The 22,598-nt window shown below is 46.4% G+C and carries 18 protein-coding genes; 9 read left to right on the top strand and 9 right to left on the bottom strand.

Features of this window, described 5'->3' with window-relative positions:
- Positions 1-57: 57 nt before the first annotated feature.
- The 5 genes from NV381_RS23990 to NV381_RS23970 form a co-directional block, all read right to left on the bottom strand.
- On the bottom strand, positions 58-594 hold the full coding sequence (locus NV381_RS23990) for a GNAT family N-acetyltransferase (RefSeq protein WP_258215823.1): 537 nt from the start codon (positions 592-594) through the stop codon (positions 58-60).
- Positions 595-1,805: 1,211 nt separating this feature from the next.
- Entirely contained in the window at positions 1,806-3,197 is a 1,392-nt protein-coding gene (locus tag NV381_RS23985) for an MATE family efflux transporter (RefSeq protein WP_258215966.1), read from the bottom strand.
- 302 nt (positions 3,198-3,499) lie between these two features.
- Positions 3,500-5,173: a ribonuclease J gene (locus NV381_RS23980; protein WP_258215822.1), complete on the bottom strand. Its 1,674-nt coding sequence runs from the start codon at positions 5,171-5,173 to the stop codon at positions 3,500-3,502.
- 82 nt (positions 5,174-5,255) lie between these two features.
- Positions 5,256-6,017, bottom strand: coding sequence for a delta-lactam-biosynthetic de-N-acetylase (pdaA, locus tag NV381_RS23975; RefSeq protein ID WP_258215965.1), 762 nt, complete (start codon positions 6,015-6,017; stop codon positions 5,256-5,258).
- A gap of 183 nt (positions 6,018-6,200) precedes the next feature.
- On the bottom strand, positions 6,201-6,530 hold the full coding sequence (locus NV381_RS23970) for an MGMT family protein (protein ID WP_258215821.1): 330 nt from the start codon (positions 6,528-6,530) through the stop codon (positions 6,201-6,203).
- A 297-nt stretch (positions 6,531-6,827) separates the two neighbouring features.
- On the opposite strand from NV381_RS23970, the gene gdhA reads away from it, so the two are divergent.
- Positions 6,828-8,207: an NADP-specific glutamate dehydrogenase gene (gene gdhA, locus NV381_RS23965; protein WP_258215820.1), complete on the top strand. Its 1,380-nt coding sequence runs from the start codon at positions 6,828-6,830 to the stop codon at positions 8,205-8,207.
- Positions 8,208-8,408: 201 nt separating this feature from the next.
- Positions 8,409-9,383: an NlpC/P60 family protein gene (locus NV381_RS23960; protein ID WP_258215819.1), complete on the top strand. Its 975-nt coding sequence runs from the start codon at positions 8,409-8,411 to the stop codon at positions 9,381-9,383.
- A gap of 53 nt (positions 9,384-9,436) precedes the next feature.
- Here NV381_RS23960 and trxB read toward each other — a convergent pair whose 3' ends face one another.
- Positions 9,437-10,408 (bottom strand): thioredoxin-disulfide reductase, encoded by a 972-nt coding sequence (trxB, locus tag NV381_RS23955; RefSeq protein ID WP_258215818.1) that lies wholly within the window; start codon positions 10,406-10,408, stop codon positions 9,437-9,439.
- Between the two features lie 198 nt (positions 10,409-10,606).
- Between trxB and NV381_RS23950 the strand changes: the two genes are divergently transcribed.
- Complete coding sequence (locus tag NV381_RS23950; protein ID WP_258215817.1) at positions 10,607-11,167, top strand: glutathione peroxidase; 561 nt, start codon at positions 10,607-10,609, stop codon at positions 11,165-11,167.
- 142 nt (positions 11,168-11,309) lie between these two features.
- On the opposite strand, the gene NV381_RS23945 is transcribed toward NV381_RS23950, so the two are convergent.
- Together NV381_RS23945 and NV381_RS23940 are read right to left on the bottom strand one after the other, a co-directional pair.
- Positions 11,310-11,837 (bottom strand): YceI family protein, encoded by a 528-nt coding sequence (locus tag NV381_RS23945; RefSeq protein ID WP_258215816.1) that lies wholly within the window; start codon positions 11,835-11,837, stop codon positions 11,310-11,312.
- 240 nt (positions 11,838-12,077) lie between these two features.
- Positions 12,078-12,830: a spermidine synthase gene (locus tag NV381_RS23940; protein ID WP_419182297.1), complete on the bottom strand. Its 753-nt coding sequence runs from the start codon at positions 12,828-12,830 to the stop codon at positions 12,078-12,080.
- Between the two features lie 354 nt (positions 12,831-13,184).
- Between NV381_RS23940 and efeO the strand changes: the two genes are divergently transcribed.
- The 6 genes from efeO (at position 13,185) to NV381_RS23910 (ending at position 19,798) form a co-directional block, all read left to right on the top strand.
- On the top strand, positions 13,185-14,114 hold the full coding sequence (efeO, locus tag NV381_RS23935; RefSeq protein ID WP_258215815.1) for an iron uptake system protein EfeO: 930 nt from the start codon (positions 13,185-13,187) through the stop codon (positions 14,112-14,114).
- Between the two features lie 3 nt (positions 14,115-14,117).
- Positions 14,118-15,407 (top strand): iron uptake transporter deferrochelatase/peroxidase subunit, encoded by a 1,290-nt coding sequence (gene efeB / locus NV381_RS23930; RefSeq protein ID WP_258215814.1) that lies wholly within the window; start codon positions 14,118-14,120, stop codon positions 15,405-15,407.
- Positions 15,408-15,424: 17 nt separating this feature from the next.
- Positions 15,425-17,233 (top strand): FTR1 family iron permease, encoded by a 1,809-nt coding sequence (locus tag NV381_RS23925; RefSeq protein ID WP_419182296.1) that lies wholly within the window; start codon positions 15,425-15,427, stop codon positions 17,231-17,233.
- A gap of 432 nt (positions 17,234-17,665) precedes the next feature.
- Positions 17,666-18,037, top strand: coding sequence for a hypothetical protein (locus NV381_RS23920; protein WP_258215812.1), 372 nt, complete (start codon positions 17,666-17,668; stop codon positions 18,035-18,037).
- Positions 18,027-19,022 carry a MerR family transcriptional regulator gene (locus NV381_RS23915; protein ID WP_258215811.1) on the top strand — a complete coding sequence of 332 codons (996 nt, stop codon included), beginning with the start codon at positions 18,027-18,029 and terminating at the stop codon, positions 19,020-19,022. Before NV381_RS23920 ends, NV381_RS23915 begins: the two co-directional genes overlap by 11 nt.
- A gap of 80 nt (positions 19,023-19,102) precedes the next feature.
- On the top strand, positions 19,103-19,798 hold the full coding sequence (locus NV381_RS23910; RefSeq protein WP_258215810.1) for a class I SAM-dependent methyltransferase: 696 nt from the start codon (positions 19,103-19,105) through the stop codon (positions 19,796-19,798).
- An 80-nt stretch (positions 19,799-19,878) separates the two neighbouring features.
- On the opposite strand, the gene nirB is transcribed toward NV381_RS23910, so the two are convergent.
- Positions 19,879-22,302 carry a nitrite reductase large subunit NirB gene (gene nirB, locus NV381_RS23905; RefSeq protein ID WP_258215809.1) on the bottom strand — a complete coding sequence of 808 codons (2,424 nt, stop codon included), beginning with the start codon at positions 22,300-22,302 and terminating at the stop codon, positions 19,879-19,881.
- Positions 22,303-22,598: the final 296 nt, after the last annotated feature.

Raw genomic sequence — 22,598 nt, 5'->3', positions numbered from 1 at the left:
TAACTCCTCCTGATATATACTTCCTATTATTTGGAATGCCATATTGCAACACGGGAGTCATAAGCTACTAGTTGCAGCAAGTTTAAGCCTGTAAGCTTTAACCAAGGTCCGATTATCGCCTCCGAAAAAATCGAATTCAGGCACTCGCTCGAATCCAAGCCTCGTGTACAGCCTTACTGCGGACGGCATTCGATCTGAAGTATGCAGTCCCAAATAAGGCGCTCCGGCTCCAATAGCTCGCTGCGCGCATTCGCGAATCAGCGTGGTTGCGATGCCCTTTCCCCTAATCGAGGGATGTACACCCAAGAGTCTGACTTCCGGATAGGGGATCATCTCATTTAACTTCTCGTACAAGCCTTTCTGGGGAGGATACAAAAGCACGCTGCCCACAAGCTTCCCTCCCTGAACCGCCACAATCCGCTGTGTATTCTCTTGATTTACCCATTGCGACCTTATGTTCTTTATGTATTGCTCCCATAACGGCTGTCCAAAGCTTTCCTCATATTGCCGATAGGCCGCTATGGTTAAATCAATTGCCTCCTCCCATTCCTCAAGTCGGGCATCACGGACGAGCACATGAATTGCAGTCGACATTTTTTCCACTCCTTTATTAGGGTTCAAGGAACTACCGGATGAATACATTGTTAAGTGCGTACACTAGCTCCTCCTCCAGCCTAAATTGACTTCGGTTCAGTTATTTCCCCCTCGTTTATTCATACTATACATATGTAATTTATCGGAATTAATATTATTGTAATGCCAATCTTTTTCTTGGTCTAATTGAAACTTTCTATTTCTGTATTAATAAAATCAATAAAGCCGCTGGTGCACGATCAGGCTAAGCGCACCGTAAGAAAAACGCCTTGCGGCGTCCTTGGTGTACAATTTACGTTTGTAGGTTTGGATGGATGTGGGATTCCGGCCGCTGTTGAAGTCGTGTTCCTTTGAATGGTAGGCTTGCAGCAGGAGGAACAAGAGCTTCAAAGGCAGGTTACATACCCGAGCAGTCACCGGAGGTGACGACCAGGGCGGACGCTATCGCTCCTCCATCCCACACCCATGCCCTCTTTTGTTCTACTCTGTGCCTTCTGCGGCTTCTTTCATCCCTAACCGGTCTTCGAATCGGTATTCATAGCCATGTATCCCTTGGTAGTATTCCGGGTACACCTCTCCACCACATGCTTCGCTATCTAAACTGCGGCGGTATCTCAGGATCCCCCGTCGTCCATCTGATCAAAGTCGCGAACGATACGGTATCATCTTCACGTCATGGCATCCCTCACATACCATAAAAAGCCAGGCGTTCGCTTATAACTACAATGAAAGAACGGAATAGCTTTCATGCTCTGTGGTGCAGTCTAAGGATGCATGGTTGGCTAACAGGAAATCCTCCCGTTAATTCCAGGCCGCAAGGGCCTTTTCAGCAAATAACTGGAAAATATCCTGCTGATTCCATCCTTTAATGCATTTCACCCAATAATCTCTCTATATAGAAGGAGCTTCTCCAGTTAAATACCTTACCGAGGATCTGACGGGGATTATTAGCTCCAGAAATTCCAGTTAACCATTCACCATCGCTCCTTCACTCCACACACACCCATGCCCTATTTTGTTATACTCTGTCCTTTGCGCTGATTCCTGGCCTCCTTAACCGATTTTCGGGTTGGGGTGAAAGAAACAGCCCTTTTATCGATGCATTGAAAGTCACACCTATCAAGTCTAAAGAGGTACTTAACGCAAAAAACCTCCGCTCCCACCTTTATCGGTGATCGCGGAGGTTCTTTATGCAGGATTCAGCGTCAGGTCTACGAAGCACCCGCGGCGCTTACCATTCTCGCTTTTTTCCAGTTGCCGAATCTGTAGTATATAATGTTCAGCGCAGCGGCTATAAAAAAGCTGATGGGAAAGCTCCACCAAATAGAATCGAATCCATAGTTATAGCCTAATAGATAAGCAATGGGATTTCTTACGAACAATAAGGCAATAAAAGATACAACCAGCGGAACAATAACAGCTCCTGAGGATCTTACAACACCAGCCACCACATTGAAAATGCCAAATAGTATAAAGGACCATAAAGTAACGTTGTTGATATGAACGCCCAGATCGATCGCTTTTCCATTGGGTGGCAGAAACAAACTAACCGCCTCACGGTTAAAGAAATGAATACAGATAACAAGCAACCCCGTCAACACAACGTTGAATGCAACGCCAATCCACGTAATGCGGTTGACCCTATGCCAATTCCCCGCTCCAATATTTTGCGCAGCCATGGAAGTCACAGCACCTCCAATAGCCATGGCCGGCATCTGTACATAGCTGGAAATTTGAGTGGCCACCCCAAACGCAGCCGACGCCTCAGACCCAAATGAATTGACCAGATGAATCAAAATTAAATTGCTCACTGAAACTACAATCATATTTAAACCCATCGGGAGACCCTTTTGTATAAGGGACCGGATAATCGTCCAGTTCAAAGTAAGCAAATGAAAATCGGTTTTGGTAATACGCAGAAAATACTTTTTCCGATACAGGTAAACAAGTAAGAGAACAAAGCTGACAAGCTGAGAAATAAACGTCGCGGTAGCAGAACCGGATATCCCCATCCTTGGAAACGGTCCTATTCCTTCAATTAACAATGGGTTCAGAATAATGTCGAGACAGGCGGACAGCAGCAAAAAGTAAAAGGGCGTTTTGGCATCGCCAGAGCCTCTCAGCACAGCCATGACCAGATTATAGCCAAAAATAAAGGGAATTCCCGCAAACATAATCCGGGTATACGAAACCGCCAGCTCGAAAGCATCGGGAGGCGTATTCATCCAGCTCAAAATATGAGGAGAGAAAAACACCCCGATACAGCCCACAATAATAGATAACACCATGAAAAATACGGCGCTCGTACCGACTACCTTTTTAGCTTCATCCACCTTTTTGGCTCCCAAATTTTGACCAATCAGGATTACTGCCGCCATCGCAATTCCAAATATACCGCTAATTAAGAGGAACATGATGATGTTAGCGTTGGACGTAGCCGCGAGCGCTTGCTCACCAAGAAACTTGCCGATCCAGATTGAGTTAATCGAGCCATTCAAGCTTTGCAGCACATTCCCCAGCAAGATAGGCAAAGAAAATAAGAAAAGAGTTTTGGCTATCGGCCCTTCGGTTAAAGTGGGCTTACCTGCCTGTGACTTGGACATATTCATGTGTAGGTCTCCTTTATGCTCCCAGTAAGAAAAGCTTCCATTCGAAGCCCTCTCGATGAAGATATATTCGTGTCTAAGCGGTAGCTTTTCTTGCAATAACAGACTTGTTCAGCTCCGCTGAAAACTTATAAAGTCAGTTATTTCAAGAAAAAAGTTAATACCCTTTTTATTATAGCTCATAGCACCCGGCAGTTGGAATTTTTGCTCAAAAACATAGCAGCCAAATAAGTAAACAACAAAGCTGACACCGGCATTGGCATCAGCTTCATATTAACCAGCTATCGTTTGGTGGAATGTTAAATCTCCATAATAACTGGCAAAATCATCGGCCTTCTGCCCGTTTTTTCATACAAAAATCTCCCCAGTACCTCTTTCACATGAGATTTAATCGTACTCCATTGATTAATGTTTTCTGTCTGCAGCTTATTGATCACATCGCTAACCAAGCGATTCGCTTCATCCAGCAACCCCTCCGACTCGCGGATATACACGAAACCTCGGGAGATCATATCCGGTCCGGATACAATTTTCCCTTCCGTTTTACTAAGAATTGTCACCACAATGAGAATACCATCCTGAGAGAGATGCTTCCGATCCCGCAGCACAATATTCCCTACATCCCCTATGCCCAATCCGTCCACATGCGTATTTCCAGCAGGTACTTTCCCTGATTGACGGGCAATGCCGTTGCGGATTTCAACCACTTCTCCGATATTTAAAATGAAGGTATGATCCGGCTCCACGCCAACGGCTTCAGCCAGCAAACGATGCTGGTGCAGCATGCGAAACTCTCCGTGAATCGGTATGAAATATTTGGGCTTCATAAGACTCAGCATTAATTTCAACTCTTCTTGGCTCGCATGCCCGGAAACATGCATCCCCGTCACAGATCCTGAGCCATAGATGACTCTTGCGCCTAAGCGGTACAGATCATCTACCGTATGCGCTACATTGCGTTCATTGCCAGGAATAGGTGTTGCCGAGAGTATCACGGTATCCCCTGGATGAATCTCAATGTGACGAAAGTTCCCACGGGCTAGGCGGGACAATGCCGCCATCGGCTCTCCTTGACTGCCGGTGCACAGTAAGGCAACCCGGCTCGAATCGAATCGGTTAACATCCGCCGGTTCGATCAGCATTCCCTCAGGAATATTCAGATACCCTAGCTCAGAAGCTATCGTAACCACGTTAATCATGCTCCGACCAAGTAGGGCCAGCTTGCGATTCGTAAAATGCGCTGCATCGATAATTTGCTGCAGCCGGTGCACATTAGAGGCGAAAGTCGAGATAAATACCTTTTGCCGGGCTCTGTGGAATTCTTCTTCAATATGCTCGCCTACAATCCGTTCCGACGGGGTAAAGCCAGGACGTTCTGCATTAGTGCTCTCAGATAATAAAGCCAGAACGCCACCTTTTCCAATTTCGGCCATTTTATGAAGATCGGCATACTGCTCGTTTACAGGGGTTAAATCAAACTTGAAATCTCCCGTATGAACAACTACTCCCTCAGGGGTATGAAACACAATGCCCAGACAATCAGGAATACTGTGGTTCGTCTTGAAGAAAGTGGCCTTCATGGAGCCCAGTTGAACTTCTGAATCCGAATGAATTAAGATCCGTTCTGTTGATCCAAGCAGCTTGGCTTCTTTAAGCTTCCCTTCAATCAGCCCCAGGGTAAGCCGCGTTGCATAGACGGGCATGGGGAACTGTCGCAATATGTAAGGTAATCCGCCAATGTGATCTTCATGGCCATGGGTAATAAGGATACCCCGAACTTTATCGCGATTTTCCAGCAAATAAGTAATATCAGGAATAATTAAATCAATACCAAGCAACGTTTCGTCAGGAAACTTCGAGCCGCAATCGACAATCACAATATCATCGGCATACCGCAAAACATACATATTTTTACCAATTTCATTAACCCCGCCTAATGCAAAAATAGACAGTTTATTGGTATCATTACTCATGAAAAAAGCCCCCCCTCGGTAAAATCACAGTACTATTCTTATTTCCCTATGCAAGTAATTTTATGTTTGGGGGACGGAGCAATTAATGATAATGTTTATTTTTCAATTGATCCAGACTCTTGAACTCATACCCCTGCTGACGAGTGTCATCGATAATTTTCGCTAGCGCTTTGGCGTTATCACTTGATACCGAATGGAGCAAAATCACCGCGCCCGGGTGAAGCTGAGCCATTACACTTTCATAGGCGTAGCTCCAGCCCTTTTGCTGCTTCGTATCCCAGTCCCTATAGGCTATGGACCAGAACACATTAGTATAACCCAGCTCTCGGCTTGCCCTTAGCACCTGATCGCTAAAAATTCCTCTCGGCGGCCGCAAATACGGCATAGATTCTTGGCCTGTAAGCTGTGACACAGCTTGCCTTACTTTCTCCAGCTCTTCTTTCATCCGGTTTACCGAGATTTGACTCATGTCAGGATGGCTCCACGAATGATTCCCGACCAAATGTCCCTCGCTAACCATCCTTTTGATCAGGTCCGGCTGGTCTTTAACATAGTGACCCGTAACGAAGAAAGCGGCGGGCACCTTCTTTTCCTTCAACACATCCAGAATTTGGGCTGTATACCCATTTTCATAACCATTATCGAAGGTGAGATAGAGCTCCTTTTGCTCCGTATCCCCTAGAAAAATAGCTTCGTGCTTTTGAACCGTAGCCATAAAGCCCTCCTCCGCTATCGAGGGAAGCTTGCCGTCCTTGCTCTTCTTGAATCCAAAATGATACGGCTGAGACCCTTGAGCGAATACAGTACCGGAGGTTAATAAGACGATCAAAACAAGGCAAACCATACTTGCAGCCAGACGTTTCATCAATATTCGTTACCCCTTTCTAGCTAGAGCTTAGCCCTCAGTTGCCGACTCGCAGCCAATGATTACATCCGATAAAATTCCCATGACCGCTTTACTTTATTCCGGTATAATGCTCAAGCAGCTTGAATCATTGTTTATGTCCTATGAAGCATTGAAGTCGTTTCATATGCTGTTATCTTCACTACTTGATGGGATGAATCGGTATTTCTCTAGGTCAATACGTCCATCGACTTTCAATTCCACGCCTTCATTGCTCAAATAAAGTGTCTGCATAAAGCGTGATTCATCATCCCTAATCGCGATTTCCCCTTGAGCATTTACTACCCTGTGCCAGGGAAGCTTATGAATGCGGCTTTGCGTATGCAATATCCGCACGACCTGTCTCGCCCCTCGCGGGCTTCCCGCCAGATCCGCAATTTGCCCATAAGTCATAACGTATCCTTCAGGTATGTTCTTAATAATATCGATCACTCGCAATGTAAAAGGGTTCATTGTTCTCGTTCCTCCTGGCATACAAATTGACATACAACTAAGCATATAACCACATCAACAATAATAACAGCACTTCTTACCTATACGTGTCAAATATTCTGTTATTATTCAGAAAAAATATCGTACAATGTCAGCCCTTTATTCATCGACTTACCCCCGATTGTAACTTAACATAACATGTAAATTATTGTTGCCGATTCCAGCTTAATATGTAAAAATAAAGTAGCAAATAAAGTCGAATAACCGGGCTTAGGGATCAATAAAATAACGATATTTTATGAAGGTGGTTGAACCGTAGTGAGTAATCTTCAAACCTTGAATCCACAAGAAGTAAGCGCAAAAGATTATGTTCAGGGGGTATACGAAACTGTAGTAAAGCGTAATCCTCACGAGAGTGAATTTCATCAAGCGGTAAAAGAAATTCTCGAATCGTTAGTACCTGTCATTGCCAAGCATCCAAAGTATATGGAAAACGGCATTCTTGAAAGAATGGTTGAGCCGGAACGAATGATTACTTTCCGTGTGCCTTGGGTAGACGATCAGGGGATTGTTAACGTTAACCGCGGCTTCCGCGTTCAATTCAATAGCGCAATCGGTCCTTTCAAAGGCGGATTAAGATTCCATCCTTCCGTTAATGCCAGCATCATTAAGTTCCTCGGTTTTGAGCAAACCTTCAAAAACTCCCTTACCGGCCAACCGATCGGCGGCGGTAAAGGCGGATCCGATTTCGATCCGAAGGGCAAGTCTGAAGGCGAAGTTATGCGTTTCACCCAAAGCTTCATGACTGAATTAAGCAAATATATCGGTCCTGATACTGACGTACCTGCGGGAGATATCGGTGTTGGCGCAAGAGAAATCGGCTACATGTTCGGCCAATACAAAAGAATCCGCGGCGGCAATGAAGCCGGAGTTCTTACAGGTAAAGGACTTTTGTACGGCGGCAGCTTGGCTCGTACAGAAGCTACTGGCTACGGTGCCGTTTACTTCGTCAATGAAATGCTGAAATCCAAAGGATTAAGCTTTGACGGAAGCACAGTTGTTGTGTCCGGCTCAGGTAACGTATCTATTTACGCTATCCAAAAGGCAGTCCAATTAGGCGCCAAAGTCGTTGCATGCAGCGATTCAAACGGATACGTCTATGATAAAGACGGAATTAATCTCGAAACAGTACGCAGACTGAAAGAAGTAGAAAGAAAACGGATCAGCGAGTATGTGAATGAACATCCGGACGCTGTTTACTTCGAGGGCTGCCAAAACATCTGGACAATTCCATGTGACATCGCTCTTCCATGCGCTACCCAAAATGAAATTGACGAGACATCAGCCAAACGTTTGGTAGCAAACGGAGTGTTAGCAATCGGCGAAGGAGCTAACATGCCTTCTACATTGGAAGCTATCGATGTATTCTTGCAAGCTGACGTGCTTTTCGGACCAGCGAAGGCTGCAAATGCCGGTGGCGTTGCCGTTTCTGCGCTTGAAATGGCTCAAAACAGCATGAGATATTCATGGGCCTTCCACGAGGTGGACGACAAGCTTCATGAAATTATGAAAAACATTTATAGAAACTCTGTCAACGCAGCAGAGGAATACGGTCATCCCGGCAACCTCGTGGTGGGCGCCAACATTGCCGGATTCTTAAAAGTAGCGGATACTATGCTCGCTCACGGCATCATTTAATTAATTTTTAGCTAGCTTAGCCTACCTAAGCCCTCTTCTAACCAAATGGTTGGAGGAGGGCTTTTTATTAATTCAAGCTTGAGAAGCAAGCGATGCACTTCTAGTGTGGTAAATTGCCCCAGCCTACTTCGAGCTCCCATTAAATCGACCGTGCCTCCGAATAGTTTAGAGATAACCATTTCTCCGGAGGAGCCATTCATCATGAAAAAATCAGCCGCTCTATACATCACTCTAGGTATTGCCGTTTTTGCAGGAGGACTTGGTTCTGGAATATCATTGGCATCAGGAAAAATACAGCAGGTAACGGCAGACCTCTCTCCTTTTCATTGGAAGAAAGGGGATTCCAGCTTTTCAGCTGAAGATGGCTATAACGATGGGACCCGGCAGCTTCCAGGCAGCTTAAATTACCAGGGCACAACTTATATTCCAATCCGGCTGCTTGCCGATACTTTTGGATTTGATGTAGGCTGGGATGATTCAACGAAAATGGCTACTATCATCGATCCCTCTCAAAGCGACGATCCCGCATCCGACCTTCCCACACCTCCCAAGACGGAGTATGTGCCTAATACTGCAATACTGAAAGCTGCAGCTGTCATGCTGGAGAAGCCTGATGGAAATGCTGCGGTTCTTGAAACATTGCCGATGAATACTAAAGTCGAAGTCAGTGCGGAGTCGAACAGGGAATGGCTCGAAGTTACTGTTAACGGCCGGAAGGGCTATGTGTCAGCAGCAGCGACAGATTACCGTTTCGAAGCAGATCGGCCTGCGTGGGAGCGCAAAGCGGATGCTGTGATCGCTATCGGTTTGAAATATTTGGGCACGCCCTATCAGTTCGGCGCTTCTCCTAAGCAGACCGCCACCTTCGACTGCTCTTCCTTTACACGGTATATCTTTGGAGAGCAAAGCGTGACGCTGCCCCGTGTTTCCAGAGATCAGAGCCAAACGGGACAGGAAGTGGAATTAAATAAGATACGAAAAGGCGACCTGCTGTTCTTCACAACACCTCAACGCAAAAATGAATCCGGACTCCAGAAGATTGGACATGTGGGCATCTATCTTGGAGATAATAAAGTATTGCATACTTATCGGGTAGGGATTGGAGTAACCGTCACAGAGCTTGACGACAACTGGAAGGGACGTATGGTTTCGGCCAAAAGAGTGATTAAATCTTAATGCAAAAAATAGACCGCCCTCCGCAAAAGCAGAGGAAGCGGTCTATTCCCTTATCAGTTTCCTTCCACAGCGCCCGATGCCGCAAAGGTTAAGTCTGAATGAGCATGTGAATCCTCCAGAAATCTTTCGCAATCGAGTGCAGCCATACATCCGGTTCCCGCCGCGCTAATCGCCTGTCTGTAGCGGCTGTCCTGAACATCTCCGCAAGCAAATACACCAGGGATGTTCATCTCCGTAGTACCAGGCTTCACGAGCAGATAGCCATTGTCGTCAGCTGTCAGCTGACCTCCAAGAAACTTGGTGTTCGGAGTATGGCCGATTGCAATAAATACCCCATCGGCTTCAATAACTTCCTCTAACCCAGTATCGTTGTTGGTTACCTTCAATCCAGTTACCCCGCGTTCGCCGGCCAGTACCTCCAAGGGCGTTTTATTCAGTCCCCAGCTGATTTTACTGTTGGCACGCGCACGATCCTGCATGATTTTCGAAGCGCGAAGCTCACTCCGCCGGTTAACAAGCACGACTTCGGAAGCAAATCGTGTCAAGTAATTAGCCTCTTCCATGGCTGAATCTCCGCCTCCAACAACGATGATCTTTTTGTTGCGGAAGAAAAATCCATCGCATGTCGCACAAGTGCTAACACCGCGGCCGACGTTTTCTTTCTCGCCTGGAATTCCTAGATATTTGGCCGAAGCACCCGTTGAAATAATGACCGATTCCGCTTGTACCTCCCCCATACCTTCCACCGAAAGGGTAAAGGGGCGCTTGGAGAAATCAACTTTATTAACCCAACCAGATTTGAATTCAGCACCAAATCTCTCCGCTTGTTTCCGCATATTATCCATTAACTCCGGACCCATTATTCCATCCGGAAATCCAGGAAAATTTTCAACTTCTGTTGTAGTGGTAAGCTGACCGCCCGGCTCGGGCCCTTCAATAACTAATGGATTCAGATTCGCTCTCGCCAAATATATGGCAGCCGTCAATCCCCCCGGCCCAGTTCCGATAATAACTGTTTTATACATGGTATTTACCTCTTTTCATATATTTAAACTAAGTATAAATTTGCTTCATAGACAAATCTTATCACCTGCTGCTGTTAGCTTCATGAAGGTATGATGAAGATCAAATGAAGGTTTCATGAAACTTTATCAGGACTATTGCCTTATGGGAATTTTTATACTATTGTTGCAAGAATAAACCCTGTTGATGAGGTGAGACGCGTGACTATTTATGATTTTAACATTGTCAAAACAAACGGAGAACGCATGCCCTTGTACCATTTTAAAGATAAAGTTGTCCTTATTGTAAATACGGCGAGCAAATGCACATTTACCCCGCAATTTGAAGATCTCCAGAAGCTTTACGACCAGTATCATGCACTTGGAGTTGAAATCATTGGATTTCCATGCAATCAATTCGGGGAACAAGAGCCTGGCAGTAATCAGGAAGCCTCATCCTTTTGTCAAATTAATTACGGCGTGAAATTCCCTATTGCAGCAAAGCTGGAAGTTAACGGCGAGCATGCTCATCCTCTATTCGATTACTTAAAAAGAGCAGCTCCGTTCCAAGGATTTGATGAGGCTAATTTTAACGCCAAGCTGCTCAAAATGATGATTACCGAGAAATCACCTGAATGGTTATACGGTGACTCCATTAAATGGAACTTTACCAAGTTTCTTATTGACCAGGAAGGGAAAGTCATCCGCAGATTTGAACCAACGGATGAACTTGACATACTAAAGTCAAGCATCGATGAGCTGCTTCAGACTGGGGTAGCTTAGCTCACACCAAACCTGATTGAATGTCTCTGTAACAGCCAAATGCGCTATCATATCACTAATGTAATGCAAAAAGCCTCCAACCACAGAGCCGTGGAATGGAGGCTTCAATTTTATAGGATATAAGCGTTATAAATTTCAATTCTTATTTGGACGCTTCAATTTCAATGGAAATTTTGACCTCATCTGCGATGAGAACGCCGCCTGTTTCAAGTGCCGCATTATATGTTAAGCCGTAGTCGCTGCGTTTGAAGCTCCCCTGACCACTAAAGCCAGCCTTCTCATTGCCCCACGGATCTTTACCTGAACCTTCGAAGGTAACGGCGAACGTTTCAGAACGGGTTACGCCATGAAGTGTTACATCACCTGTCACGTCATATTCCCCTTCTCCCGTTTTCACAATTTGGCTGGATTTGAACGTCAGCAGAGGAAACTGTTCCACATCGAAGAAATCCGCTGTACGAAGATGGGCATCCCTATCACTATTGCGTGTATCAATGCTGCTTAAATCGATACTGAAATTAACATCGGCCGATGTCAGATCCTCCGGATCAGCCTCAATCTCCGCTTCAAAGGTATGGAATGTGCCTTTTACCTTCGCAATCATCATGTGTCGGATTGTAAAGTCAACGCTGCTGTGAGTGGTGTCAACCGTCCATTTCGCTTTAGCCAAAAGTATTACCTCCCCAATATTTAACTTACTAAATTATATCAACTAACAAACCACTAACAATTAAACTTTATTCCATATAATCCCTTTTGTCAATAGAGGAGCTTGTTTTATTTTTCCATTTTATATTCCATATGTAAATAACCGATACCCTCTATGCTTAAGTGAGCGCACGTGTGTAATAACCCGTTTTCTACAGCGTGCAAAACACCGAAACCTCTCCTTCGCGGCAGCCGCTGCGGTTCAAGTATGAGGTGTGAGGTCCATTATAATATGTCCATTTCCTAGTTCGATCTCAATAAAGCCTGCCATATCCTTTGCCTGGAATTCGATAGTCTTGTTGCTCCCCATTACAATAATATTCCGTATGTCAGACTCATTCGTCCCCGCTAGGCCGTAGGCTTTTGAGTAAGCATACGTTTCTCTAAGAGTGGTATAAATAGCATCGATCAGTTTATCGTTCTTGGATTTTCCCATTAGATTAATAATGATAGCTCCCCGAGAGTCGAGCTTTTCCATCGTCATTTCGAAAAATTCCTTCGTTGTTAAATGGAGCGGAGTACCTTTTTTCGTGAAAGCGTCCAAGATTATATAATCAAATTTATTGGGTTCTTCATTCATAAGGATACTGCGTCCATCTCCTATAACAACATTATCCTTCCGGTAATTGAAAAACAGTCTGCTTAACTCCACTACTTTCTGGTCTATTTCTACTACAGTAAATCGCTTGTCCGGGTAATGGCTCGCGATTGTCCCGATACCATGCCCAATGACAAACACATTTTCAAACGACGGATCGTTGAACTCCATTAAATGTATAATTGCTCTCGGGTATTCCAGCACAATGCGACTCAGATCCTTCAAGTCCACTGCACCTTGCATAGCATCATCTGAAAACTGCAAAAATCGATATTTTCCCATCTCGCCATATAACTGGTTAGTTTCGTAAACCGCAATCTCATTAAACAAACTGGACTCCTTAGCTAGTAGATGCAAATGATAGATCTCCTTATGAATTAGGGTGAATTTCATCCTTAATCGGAATTTAGCTTTATTATAAACCACTCATTGATCTTAATGAACCTTATTAAATCAATATGACTTTCCCAGATCAACAAATTTTTAGGCAAATCAAACAAGAAGTTGGCATGACCCCGCCCCTGAATGGTTCCTTGATCATCGGCAGATTATTTTAATAAGTAGAAACCACTTAAACAGACAAAATATCGACAACTTTGTTCTTTAAAAGTATTGCAAAAGCTTAGTGAAAGGTATAAATTATTTTTAACTGATAATGATTTTTATTCTCATTAATATTGGCCATACTTTGAATACGAAGGGATGTTTAGCATGAATAAAAAATGGAGCTATCCTCTGTCAGCAGTTGTGTTGGGTTCAGCCCTGCTGCTCTCTGGATGCGGAGATTCTGAAGCTAATAAAGACGCCAAAAAACCGGAGGCCACCCAGCCTGCTAAACCGGCTGTTGCAGATAAGCCTGCTGATAAACCTGCAGAAAAGGCCGGTGAAAAGCCTGCCGCTGCCAACGATGCCGCTCCGAATCTGAAAGTTTCGATTGATCAATACCGCAAGTGGGTTATTGAACAAACTGACCAGCTTGTGAAATCCACTGAAAGCTTCACTAAAGCTGTCAAAGCCGGAGACATAGAAGCAGCGAAGAAGCAATATGCACCCGCACGTGCTTATTATGAAAGAATAGAGCCAATAGCTGAATCATTGGGAGATTTCGATCCATGGATCGACGCCCGTGAAGGCGATGTCCCTGATAACGAGTGGCGCGGATACCATAAACTAGAGAAAGCTTTATGGGAAACGAAATCTTTGGCTGGTCAAGATAAGGTCGCCGATCAGCTGCTGCAGGATGTAAAGCAGCTTCGCGTTAAGGTAGAGAGCGTAGAGATCGACGCAAAGCTGCTGGTAACCGGCGCTGTCGAGCTGCTTAATGAGGTATCGTCAAGCAAAGTAACCGGTGAAGAAGAACGATATTCACGTACGGACCTGTACGATTTTGCAGCTAATGTCGAAGGGGCGAACGAAATTTTCAAGGTGCTTAAAGCGTCTGTAGAGAAGAAGGATGCTGCTCTATCCAAAGAAATCGAAACTCGCTTCGGCGAGCTTGACAAAGCTCTCACACCTTACCGTAGAGATAAGGATTATGTGCTTTACAGCGATCTGAAGGAAGATGAAATCAAGAAACTGAGCCAAGCGCTCGACGCCTTGGCAGAGCCGTTGTCCAAAATGGGAACCATTCTAGGGGGCTAACTCATGACAACGAACGATCCCGAAGACGCATCAAGTAAAAAAATTTCACGACGGGACGCTTTGAAGCTGGCTGGTGTCGGAGGCGTCGGCCTGCTGCTAGGGGCGGGAGGCATGAATAGTTGGCTCCAAGGCCCTGCTGGCTCCAGCAAAACTTCCACCGCAGCCGCTTCAGCTACTGCTTCCGCAGATGGGATCATCCCCTTCTACGGCAAACATCAGGCGGGTATCTTAACACCTATGCAGGATTTCATTTGTATGGCTGCTTTTAATTTAACAGCCACTACGCTTGAGGATGTCCGCAAGCTGTTTCAGATCTGGACCTCGGCATCGGCAAGGCTCGCCGAAGGCAAGTTCATCGAGGAGGAGAGCGACAATCCGCATCTCCCTCCTGCCGATACAGGGGAAAGTGCGGGACTCGCTCCAATGCGTACTACCCTTACATTTGGCCTCGGCGCTTCTTTCTTCGATGAACGCTTTGGCTTGGCAGGGAAGCGGCCTGCTCCCTTGGTTGATCTCCCTCGATTTAACAGCGATGAGATTCGTAAGGAATGGTCCGGCGGAGATATTGTCGTTCAAGTGTGTGCGAACGATCCACAGGTCGCTTTCCATGCGCTGCGCAATCTCGCCCGTATCGCTCGCGGAAAGGCGGTGCTCCATTGGATGCAGGAAGGCTTCCAGCGCACCGGTGCTGCGGACCCGTCAGGCTCCACCCCGCGAAACCTTATGGGATTCAAGGATGGCTCTAATAATCCCAACGTTAGCGAAGCGGCAACGGCCGATGAGATCGTTTGGGCACAGCCCTCCGACAATCCTTCTTGGATGGCTGGCGGAAGCTACATGGTGATGCGGAGAATCCGCATACGAATTGAGGTATGGGATCGATCCTCCCTTGATGATCAGGAGGCTACGTTCGGCCGGCATCGCCATTCAGGCGCGCCGCTCAGCAAAGCCGGCGAATTCGACGAGCTTGAGCTGGACCGCAAGGACGCCAAGGGCAACCTCGTCATTCCCGCAAACTCGCATGTAGCGCTATCTCACATGGACGGCAAGGTAAAAATTTTACGACGAGGCTATTCCTACTCAAGCGGCATGGACGTAAAGACCGGGCAGTTGAATGCCGGTCTTCTGTTCATTTGCTTCAATCGTGATCCTCGCAAGCAGTTTATTCCCATGCAGCAGAAGCTGGCATCCATGGATAAGCTCAACGAATATATCACACATGTAGGCAGCGGCTTATATGCCTGTCTCCCCGGAGCTAGCACAGGCGGCTATATCGGGGATACGTTATTTTAATCATAATCAGGGATGGAGTGAACATCTTGAGCTTGAAACGTAATAGGCTCATCATCTGTATGTTCCTGCTGCTGCTATTGTCCGGACTTCAAGGAGCTATTGGAGCTGCTGCCGCCCTTCAGCCTGATCAGCTCAAACAGCTTATCGCTCTATCCAGCGACGCTTTAATCAGCAGCGGGGACAATAATTGGGAGGAAGCTCGACTATCCGTTACACGTTTGAAGGCTCTCTGGGAAGTAAATACGGATAAATCGGCCGAGGCCGAGGCGTTATCCTCAGCGCTGCTCAAAGCGGAGCAGGAGCTCACGAAGGTTGGTTCCGCGCCAGAGCCTGCTTCAGCTGCCATTTCCAGTCTAGCCAAAGCAGTCGACCGTTATGTTACGGCACAAGGAGACAGCGGCCAGCCCAAGGAAAAGGCCCATAAGCAGATTGGAGCGCTTCTTCCTCAGCTGAACAAAAGCTTGGCAGCCGTCACAGCGGGAAACTGGCCCCAAGCCAAACAATCCTATAACAGCTTCGTTAACGGCTGGTATAAAGCCGAAAACCTAATCCGATCCGAGAATGCACAGGTCTATGGCAATATGGAATTGAAAATTAGCGGGGCTCGGATTGCACTAAATATTGAACCTCCAGATGCAGCCAAAAGCACAGCGAAGCTAAAAGAGCTAATTACAGCCGTTGAGGATTATGTCTCGGGCAAGGCGGAAGCAAATGCATCAACCACTTCCACCTCATCGGAGCAGCCATCCATCTCTTCGCTCCTGCAGCTTCTAGATTCCGTTCAAGCAGACATTCAGAGCAAGCAGCCGGAAGTGGCTGCAGGCAAAATGGATGGCTTCATCGCTGCCTGGCCATCTGTAGAAGGCGTCGTCATCACGAGAGCACCCGACACATACAGCAGCATCGAAACGAAGATGGTTGCTGTCCCGACTCTGATTTTATCCAATCCTCCTAACTGGGATAAAGCGTCTTCCCTTATAGCTGAGATGAAAACAGAGCTTCAGCCTTTCGCAGAGGCATCCTCTTACACAGCCTGGGATGCAGCATTAATTTTGTTCCGGGAAGGGCTGGAGGCCATCCTGATAATCGTCTCGCTGCTGACGTTCTTGAACAAATCCGGCAACGCAGACAAACGCAAATGGATTTGGTCCGGAGCGGCGATGGGGCTCGTCGCCTCCGCCATTCTTGCCGTCATTCTGAGCATCGTCCTGTCCAACTTATCAACAGGCAGCTCACGTGAGACGATAGAAGGGGTTACAGGCCTTGTTGCTGTTTTGTTTATGCTAACGATTGGAGCCTGGCTGCACAAGAAATCCAACCTGCAAGCCTGGACCCGTTATGTGGAGCAGAGCATCGGCACCTCCCTGGCTCGAGGAACACTATGGTCGCTTAGCTTTACCGCATTTCTTGCCGTTATAAGGGAAGGTGCGGAAACGATTATTTTTTATTTTGGTATGGTAGCTACAATTGGTTTGACTGACCTGCTGCTCGGTATCGTTGGCGCCCTCATCGCATTGTCTGCTATCGGCTATGCGATTATCAAACTGAGCTCGCGAATTCCGGTACGCCCATTTTTTCTGGCAGCCGGTTTGCTGCTCTACTACATGGCCTTTAAGTTCATAGGCGTCAGCGTTCATGCGCTGCAGGTCACTGGAAGCCTCCCTGCGCACAACTCGGATCACTTATTCAACCTTCCGAAGCTGGGTATTTACCCTAGCTGGGAAACAACTGTGCCGCAACTTGTCGTGCTGGCCGTTATATTAATCAATATCGTCCTCAATGCTCGACGCAAGCCGATCAAACCACCCCTGCAAACCACTAACTAGCCAAGGTTCATCGACAATTTATGATAAGGGCTCTTATTGTAATGGAGATACAGCGGTGAATACAATGGCGAAGCTGTTATGGCGCCTGAAAGGTCCAAACGGAACTGTGGGTTCCGTTATTTACTCCGCCCCCCGAATTCAAGGCTTTAGCGGAAGCCGGAATTCCGTTAACCGGGCGAAAAGGAGTGCTATACACCAAAAACAGAGAAATAACGGAACTAGCCATTCCTTTATTTCTCTGTTTTTTATATTTTCCATGCGATAGCGGAAGATTTGCTTCCGCTATCGCATCCACTTCCATGGTAGCCACGCTATTCATCAGGACAACTGATGACCTCTAGCGTTTAACTTCTAAGATCGAATACATAGGCTATCGAATCCGAACACTACCTTCATTTGTCCGTTTGGGATTGGGTTGGGTCGGTTGGTTACTTGGCTCGCTTGGCTTGCTTGGCTTGCTTGGCTTGCTTGGGTCGCTTGGGTCGCTTGGCTTGCTTGGCTTGCTTGGGTCGCTTGGCTTGCTTGCTTGGGTCGCTTGGGTCGCTTGGCTTGCTTGGCTTGCTTGCTTGGGTCGCTTGGGTCGCTTGGGTCGCTCGGCTTGGCTCGCTTGGCTTGCTTGGCTTGCTTGGTTTGCTTGGTTTGCTTGGCTCGCTTGACTTGCTTGGCTTGCTTGGCTTGCTTGGGTCGCTTGTCTTGATAACTAAGGCGCTTGTTGTGTTGTATACCCGTCCGCCCCCCCTTTACATTAACGTAACGTTAATGTTTATAATGAACAGGATGGGAGGAATCTGGTGTGAAGATTAAAGAAATAGCGGGTAAGCTTAACATTTCTCCGAGAGCAGTCCGATTCTATGAAGAAAAAGGGTTGTTATCCCCTACTAAACAGGAAAACAACCAATATCGTACCTTTACTGAAAAGGATGTATGGCGGTTACAAACCATCATTTCGCTTAGAGAAGCCGGGATGCCGCTAGCTGATATTAAGAAAGCATTGGAAGAAATAGACGCGACCAACCACGAACAGCTTCAATACTACCTTGAGCTCCAACGAACCGTCATGATGTCTCAATGGCTGGAAATAAAGCAGGTTATTGAAACAACCGATCATATGATTGCACTTTTAAAAAGCAAAAATACATTACCGCTGGAAGACATTTATCAGCTTGCTGAAGCTTCCAAATTGTTAAGGGAGCAGCGGAAAAATTGGAAGGATAAGTGGAATTTTGATCAACAAGCATCCACTCATGACGAACGGGTTGCCAATAATACCGGCAATTATTCAGACTACGAACAAGCTCTGGCTCTAATAGTAAAATGGGTTTCACCTATTCCAGGAGAAAAAGGTCTGGACATCGGAGCCGGAACCGGCAATCTGGCAGGAAAGCTTATAGAACTTGGCGCCAGCATGTCGGCCGTCGACCAATCCAAAGAAATGCTGCGGCAATGTCAAAGAAAATATCCGGATTTGGAAACGAAGCTAGGAAACTTTCTCGCTATCCCTTACCTTGGCGGACAATTCGATTTTGTCGTCTCCAGCTTTGCCTTTCATCACTTGACAACCGAACAGCAGCTTCTGGCTTTAGAAGAGATGCGCAGAGTTTTAAAACCTCGTGGACGCATTTGTTTGGCTGACCTTATGCATGCAGCCCATGACCCCATACAAGAGGATATTGAAGAATATCCCGTATTGCCGACACTGCACCAATGGTTTGAGGATAACGGCTATATGATTAAACATCATCAAATGAATCGTTTCCTTCACATCGTATATGCCGTACCTATCAGATAAATAAATGTTTGACCTTCTCGTTACGTCAACTTGTACGATAGAGTTGTTAAGTTCATTCCCATTACGAGGAGGAAATACCCATGCCGGACCATTCGAATATTTATGCAAAGGAAGCCGAAAAGTACCACCAATTAATCTCCAAGCAAGCTGATTTAACGGATCGAATTGAAGAAATACGACCCTTCAGCGGGTTGGACATTGTCGAGCTTGGTGCAGGTACAGGAAGATTTACAGCTTCACTGGCAGCAAGGGCCAAGTCCATCATCGCTCTTGACGCCTCTGAGGCAATGCTGCGCCTAACAGCAGATAGGCTCATCCAAGCAGGCTTAACGAACTGGCGAACTCAAGCTGCCGATCATCGGATGCTTCCATTAGAAGATCAAAGCGCTGATCTAATCGTAGCTGGCTGGAGTATTTGTTACTTAGGCAGCACGAATGTCCAGAACTGGGAGCAAAATATCCATGAGATCGTAGGAGAAATAAAACGTGTTCTGCGCAGCAATGGAACCGTTATTATTTTCGAAACATTAGGTACAGGTAACGATACGCCCAAAGCTCCGGATTTCTTAAGGAAATACTACTCCATGCTGACAGATGACTACGGGTTCTCCCACAAATGGATTAGAACGGATTATTTATTTGACAGCCTGGAGCAGGCTGAGGAATTAACACGTTTCTTCTTTGGCGAGGAGCTGGCAGACAGAGTGATTAAGCAAAATCTCGTGCATTTACCGGAATGCGCAGGGATTTGGTGGCTCCAGCTTCCGCAAGCTTAAACAAAAAAGCCTCCTTAACCACTGCTGAGTGGAAGGGAGGCTTTACTTTCAGAAAGTCATATTCACGAAAAATTGCCCAACTATTGTGCCGAGGAAGCCGCTAATGAATCAAATGCTGTCCGCAGCTTATCCGTCTCAATAATCTCTTTCCACGGATCCTTCGTCAAGCTGAGCGCATGTTCAATACGTTCTACCAGAGCCAAGCGGTCCTCGGGGTTCTCCAGAGCTGCCTTAATGGTATCCAACCCTACCCGCTCCAACCATTCTGCTGTTCGCTCGTTGTACTTGCCTGTCTCTCGGTAATATTGCAGGTACGCCCCCGTCCATTCCAGCACTTCTTCCTCCGTCTTAACCTTGCTAAGCAGATCGCACGCTCTTACCTTTGTCCCGCCGTTTCCTCCTACATATAGCTCCCATCCTCCATCGATTGCTACTACACCGAAATCTTTGATTGTTGCTTCCGCGCAGTTGCGCGGGCATCCAGACACAGCCATCTTTACTTTAGCCGGCGTACTCAACCGCTCGAACCGCTTCTCCATTTCGATCCCCATGCTGATAGCATCCTGAGTACCGAATCGGCAAAAGGTCGAGCCTACACAAGTTTTAACGGTCCGCAAGGTTTTACCGTAAGCGTAGCCTGAAGGCATGTCCAGATCCGCCCACATATGCGGCAAGTCCTGCTTCCTTACACCTAACAAGTCGATCCGCTGCCCTCCGGTAATTTTAACCAAAGGTACATCATATTTCTCGGCTACTTCAGCTATTCTCTTCAAATCCTTAGGAGTGGTAACGCCGCCGTATATTCTCGGAACAACTGAGTAAGTACCGTCCTTCTGGATATTGGCATGGTTCCTTTCATTTACAAAACGCGACTCTTTCTCATCCTCATGCTCATCAGGCCATACCATGCCAAGGTAATAGTTCAGAGCAGGGCGACATTTGGAGCAGCCTTCCGGGTGGCTCCATTCCATTACATTCATAACTTCCTTCGAGGTCGTCAATCTCATGCTGCGGATACCGTCAACCACTTCATCCCTGCTCAGTGTCGTACATCCACAAATGCCTTCCTTGACCATCTTCACTCCATCCGTCCCGAGTACACAGGAAAGCACATCAGCGACAAGAGGCTTGCATCCGCCGCATGAAGCGGAAGCTTTAGTGCATGCTTTGATATCATTGACGCTTGAACAGTCTTTTTCATTAATCGCTTGTACGATAGCTCCTTTCGATACGCCATTACATCCGCAGATGATTTCATCGTCCTTCATAGCCGCCACCATGTCAGCCCCGCATTTAACGGAGCCAGAACCACCTGAGCCAAACAGAATTTCCTTCTCTCTGCCCGTTACATCTTCCCCGCTCCTTATCATAGCGAACAATCGTGAGCCATCGCTTGTATCTCCGAACAAAACCGCTCCTGCAACCTTACCATTTTTAATAACGACCTTCTTGTACACACCGTCAAATTCGTCCTGCACGCGTACCGCCCGAGTGTCTTCACTATCCGTGAACTGTCCTGCCGAAAACACATCCACACCGGAAACTTTCAGTTTAGTTGAAACTACGGAGCCTTGATAGCCCTCTGTGTCCACGCCAGCTAATCTTTTAGCAAGGACTGCGCCCTGCTCATAGAGAGGGGCTACAAGTCCGTACGCAATACCGCGATGCTCTGCACATTCACCCACCGCATAAATATGAGGGATATTTGTTTCCAGATAATCATTAACGACAATACCACGATTGATCTCAATCCTGCTTCTGTTGGCAAGCTGCACATTAGGCCTTATACCCACTGCCATAACAACGAGATCCGCAGATTCCTCTGAACCATCTGTAAATCTTACGCCCGTAGCCCGCTTTATCCCAATAATCCTTTCCGTGTTTTTCTCTAACAAAAACTTCATCCCCTGCTGCTTAAGTTCCTTTTGCAGCATGACGGCCGCCGTTACATCCAGCTGTCTTTCCATCAAATATTTGTGTATATGAACTACAGATACTTCCATATTTAGATTCAGTAAACCTCTGGCTGCTTCCAATCCAAGCAATCCCCCGCCTATTACAACCGCCTTTTTATATAATTTGGCCGTTTCCATCATAATCTCGCAATCTTTAATGTCGCGAAAAGCAATAACTCCCTTTTTATCCGCACCAGGCAGCGGCAGCATAAAAGGAAGCGACCCCGTAGCTACGATTAGTTCATCGTACGGTACACTGACTCCGTTGTCAGCGCTGACCAGCTTTCGTGATGAATCAATGCCATTTACCGTTGTTCCCGTATACAGGGTAATATTATTTTGCTTGTACCACTCCCGGCTATTAATCACAATATCATTCATATCCGCATCTCCCGCCAGAACAGACGAAAGTAGGATACGGTTATAATTGGGGTGAGGCTCGCTGCCGAAGATAGTGATGTCATAGCGGTTCGGGGCAAGCTTCAAAATCTGCTCTACGCAGTTAACTCCAGCCATACCGTTACCGATCAGTACTAATTTCTTTTTCATCTATTCACACTCCTGTTAGTTTTAGTTATTTATTATAAGAAAAGCTTCTATTCGAAGCCCTCTCGAAGAAGATACATTCGTGTCTAAGCGGTAGCTTTTCTTGCAATATCAGACTTCTTCAGCTCCGCTGAAAACTTATAAAGTCTGGCGTGTAATATAATCCACTAATGAAGGGAAATCCCCAGCAACTATCGAAGATACGAAGCACCTGACAAAGAGCTTCAATCTATACCTACCCTACCACAGGAGGTTGAAGTCGCATGGGGAAATCCTCAAATATTCAAGGCTTAAAGGGA

This window comes from Paenibacillus radicis (ex Xue et al. 2023) (assembly GCF_024722015.1).
Taxonomy (GTDB): Bacteria; Bacillota; Bacilli; order Paenibacillales; family NBRC-103111; genus Paenibacillus_S.
The sequence above is the reverse complement of the archived record's forward strand: the minus strand, read 5'-3'. Positions and strand labels throughout refer to the sequence as shown.

Coding starts and splice junctions, on each gene's coding strand:
- NV381_RS23985 (WP_258215966.1), bottom strand. CDS start 3,197: ATGTCCAAGTCACAGGCAGGTAAGCCCACTTTAACCGAAGGGCCGATA.
- nirB (WP_258215809.1), bottom strand. CDS start 22,302: ATGAAAAAGAAATTAGTACTGATCGGTAACGGTATGGCTGGAGTTAAC.
- NV381_RS23990 (WP_258215823.1), bottom strand. CDS start 594: ATGTCGACTGCAATTCATGTGCTCGTCCGTGATGCCCGACTTGAGGAA.
- efeO (WP_258215815.1), top strand. CDS start 13,185: ATGAATAAAAAATGGAGCTATCCTCTGTCAGCAGTTGTGTTGGGTTCA.
- NV381_RS23960 (WP_258215819.1), top strand. CDS start 8,409: ATGAAAAAATCAGCCGCTCTATACATCACTCTAGGTATTGCCGTTTTT.
- NV381_RS23970 (WP_258215821.1), bottom strand. CDS start 6,530: ATGAACCCTTTTACATTGCGAGTGATCGATATTATTAAGAACATACCT.
- efeB (WP_258215814.1), top strand. CDS start 14,118: ATGACAACGAACGATCCCGAAGACGCATCAAGTAAAAAAATTTCACGA.
- trxB (WP_258215818.1), bottom strand. CDS start 10,408: ATGTATAAAACAGTTATTATCGGAACTGGGCCGGGGGGATTGACGGCT.
- NV381_RS23910 (WP_258215810.1), top strand. CDS start 19,103: ATGCCGGACCATTCGAATATTTATGCAAAGGAAGCCGAAAAGTACCAC.
- pdaA (WP_258215965.1), bottom strand. CDS start 6,017: ATGGTTTGCCTTGTTTTGATCGTCTTATTAACCTCCGGTACTGTATTC.
- NV381_RS23980 (WP_258215822.1), bottom strand. CDS start 5,173: ATGAGTAATGATACCAATAAACTGTCTATTTTTGCATTAGGCGGGGTT.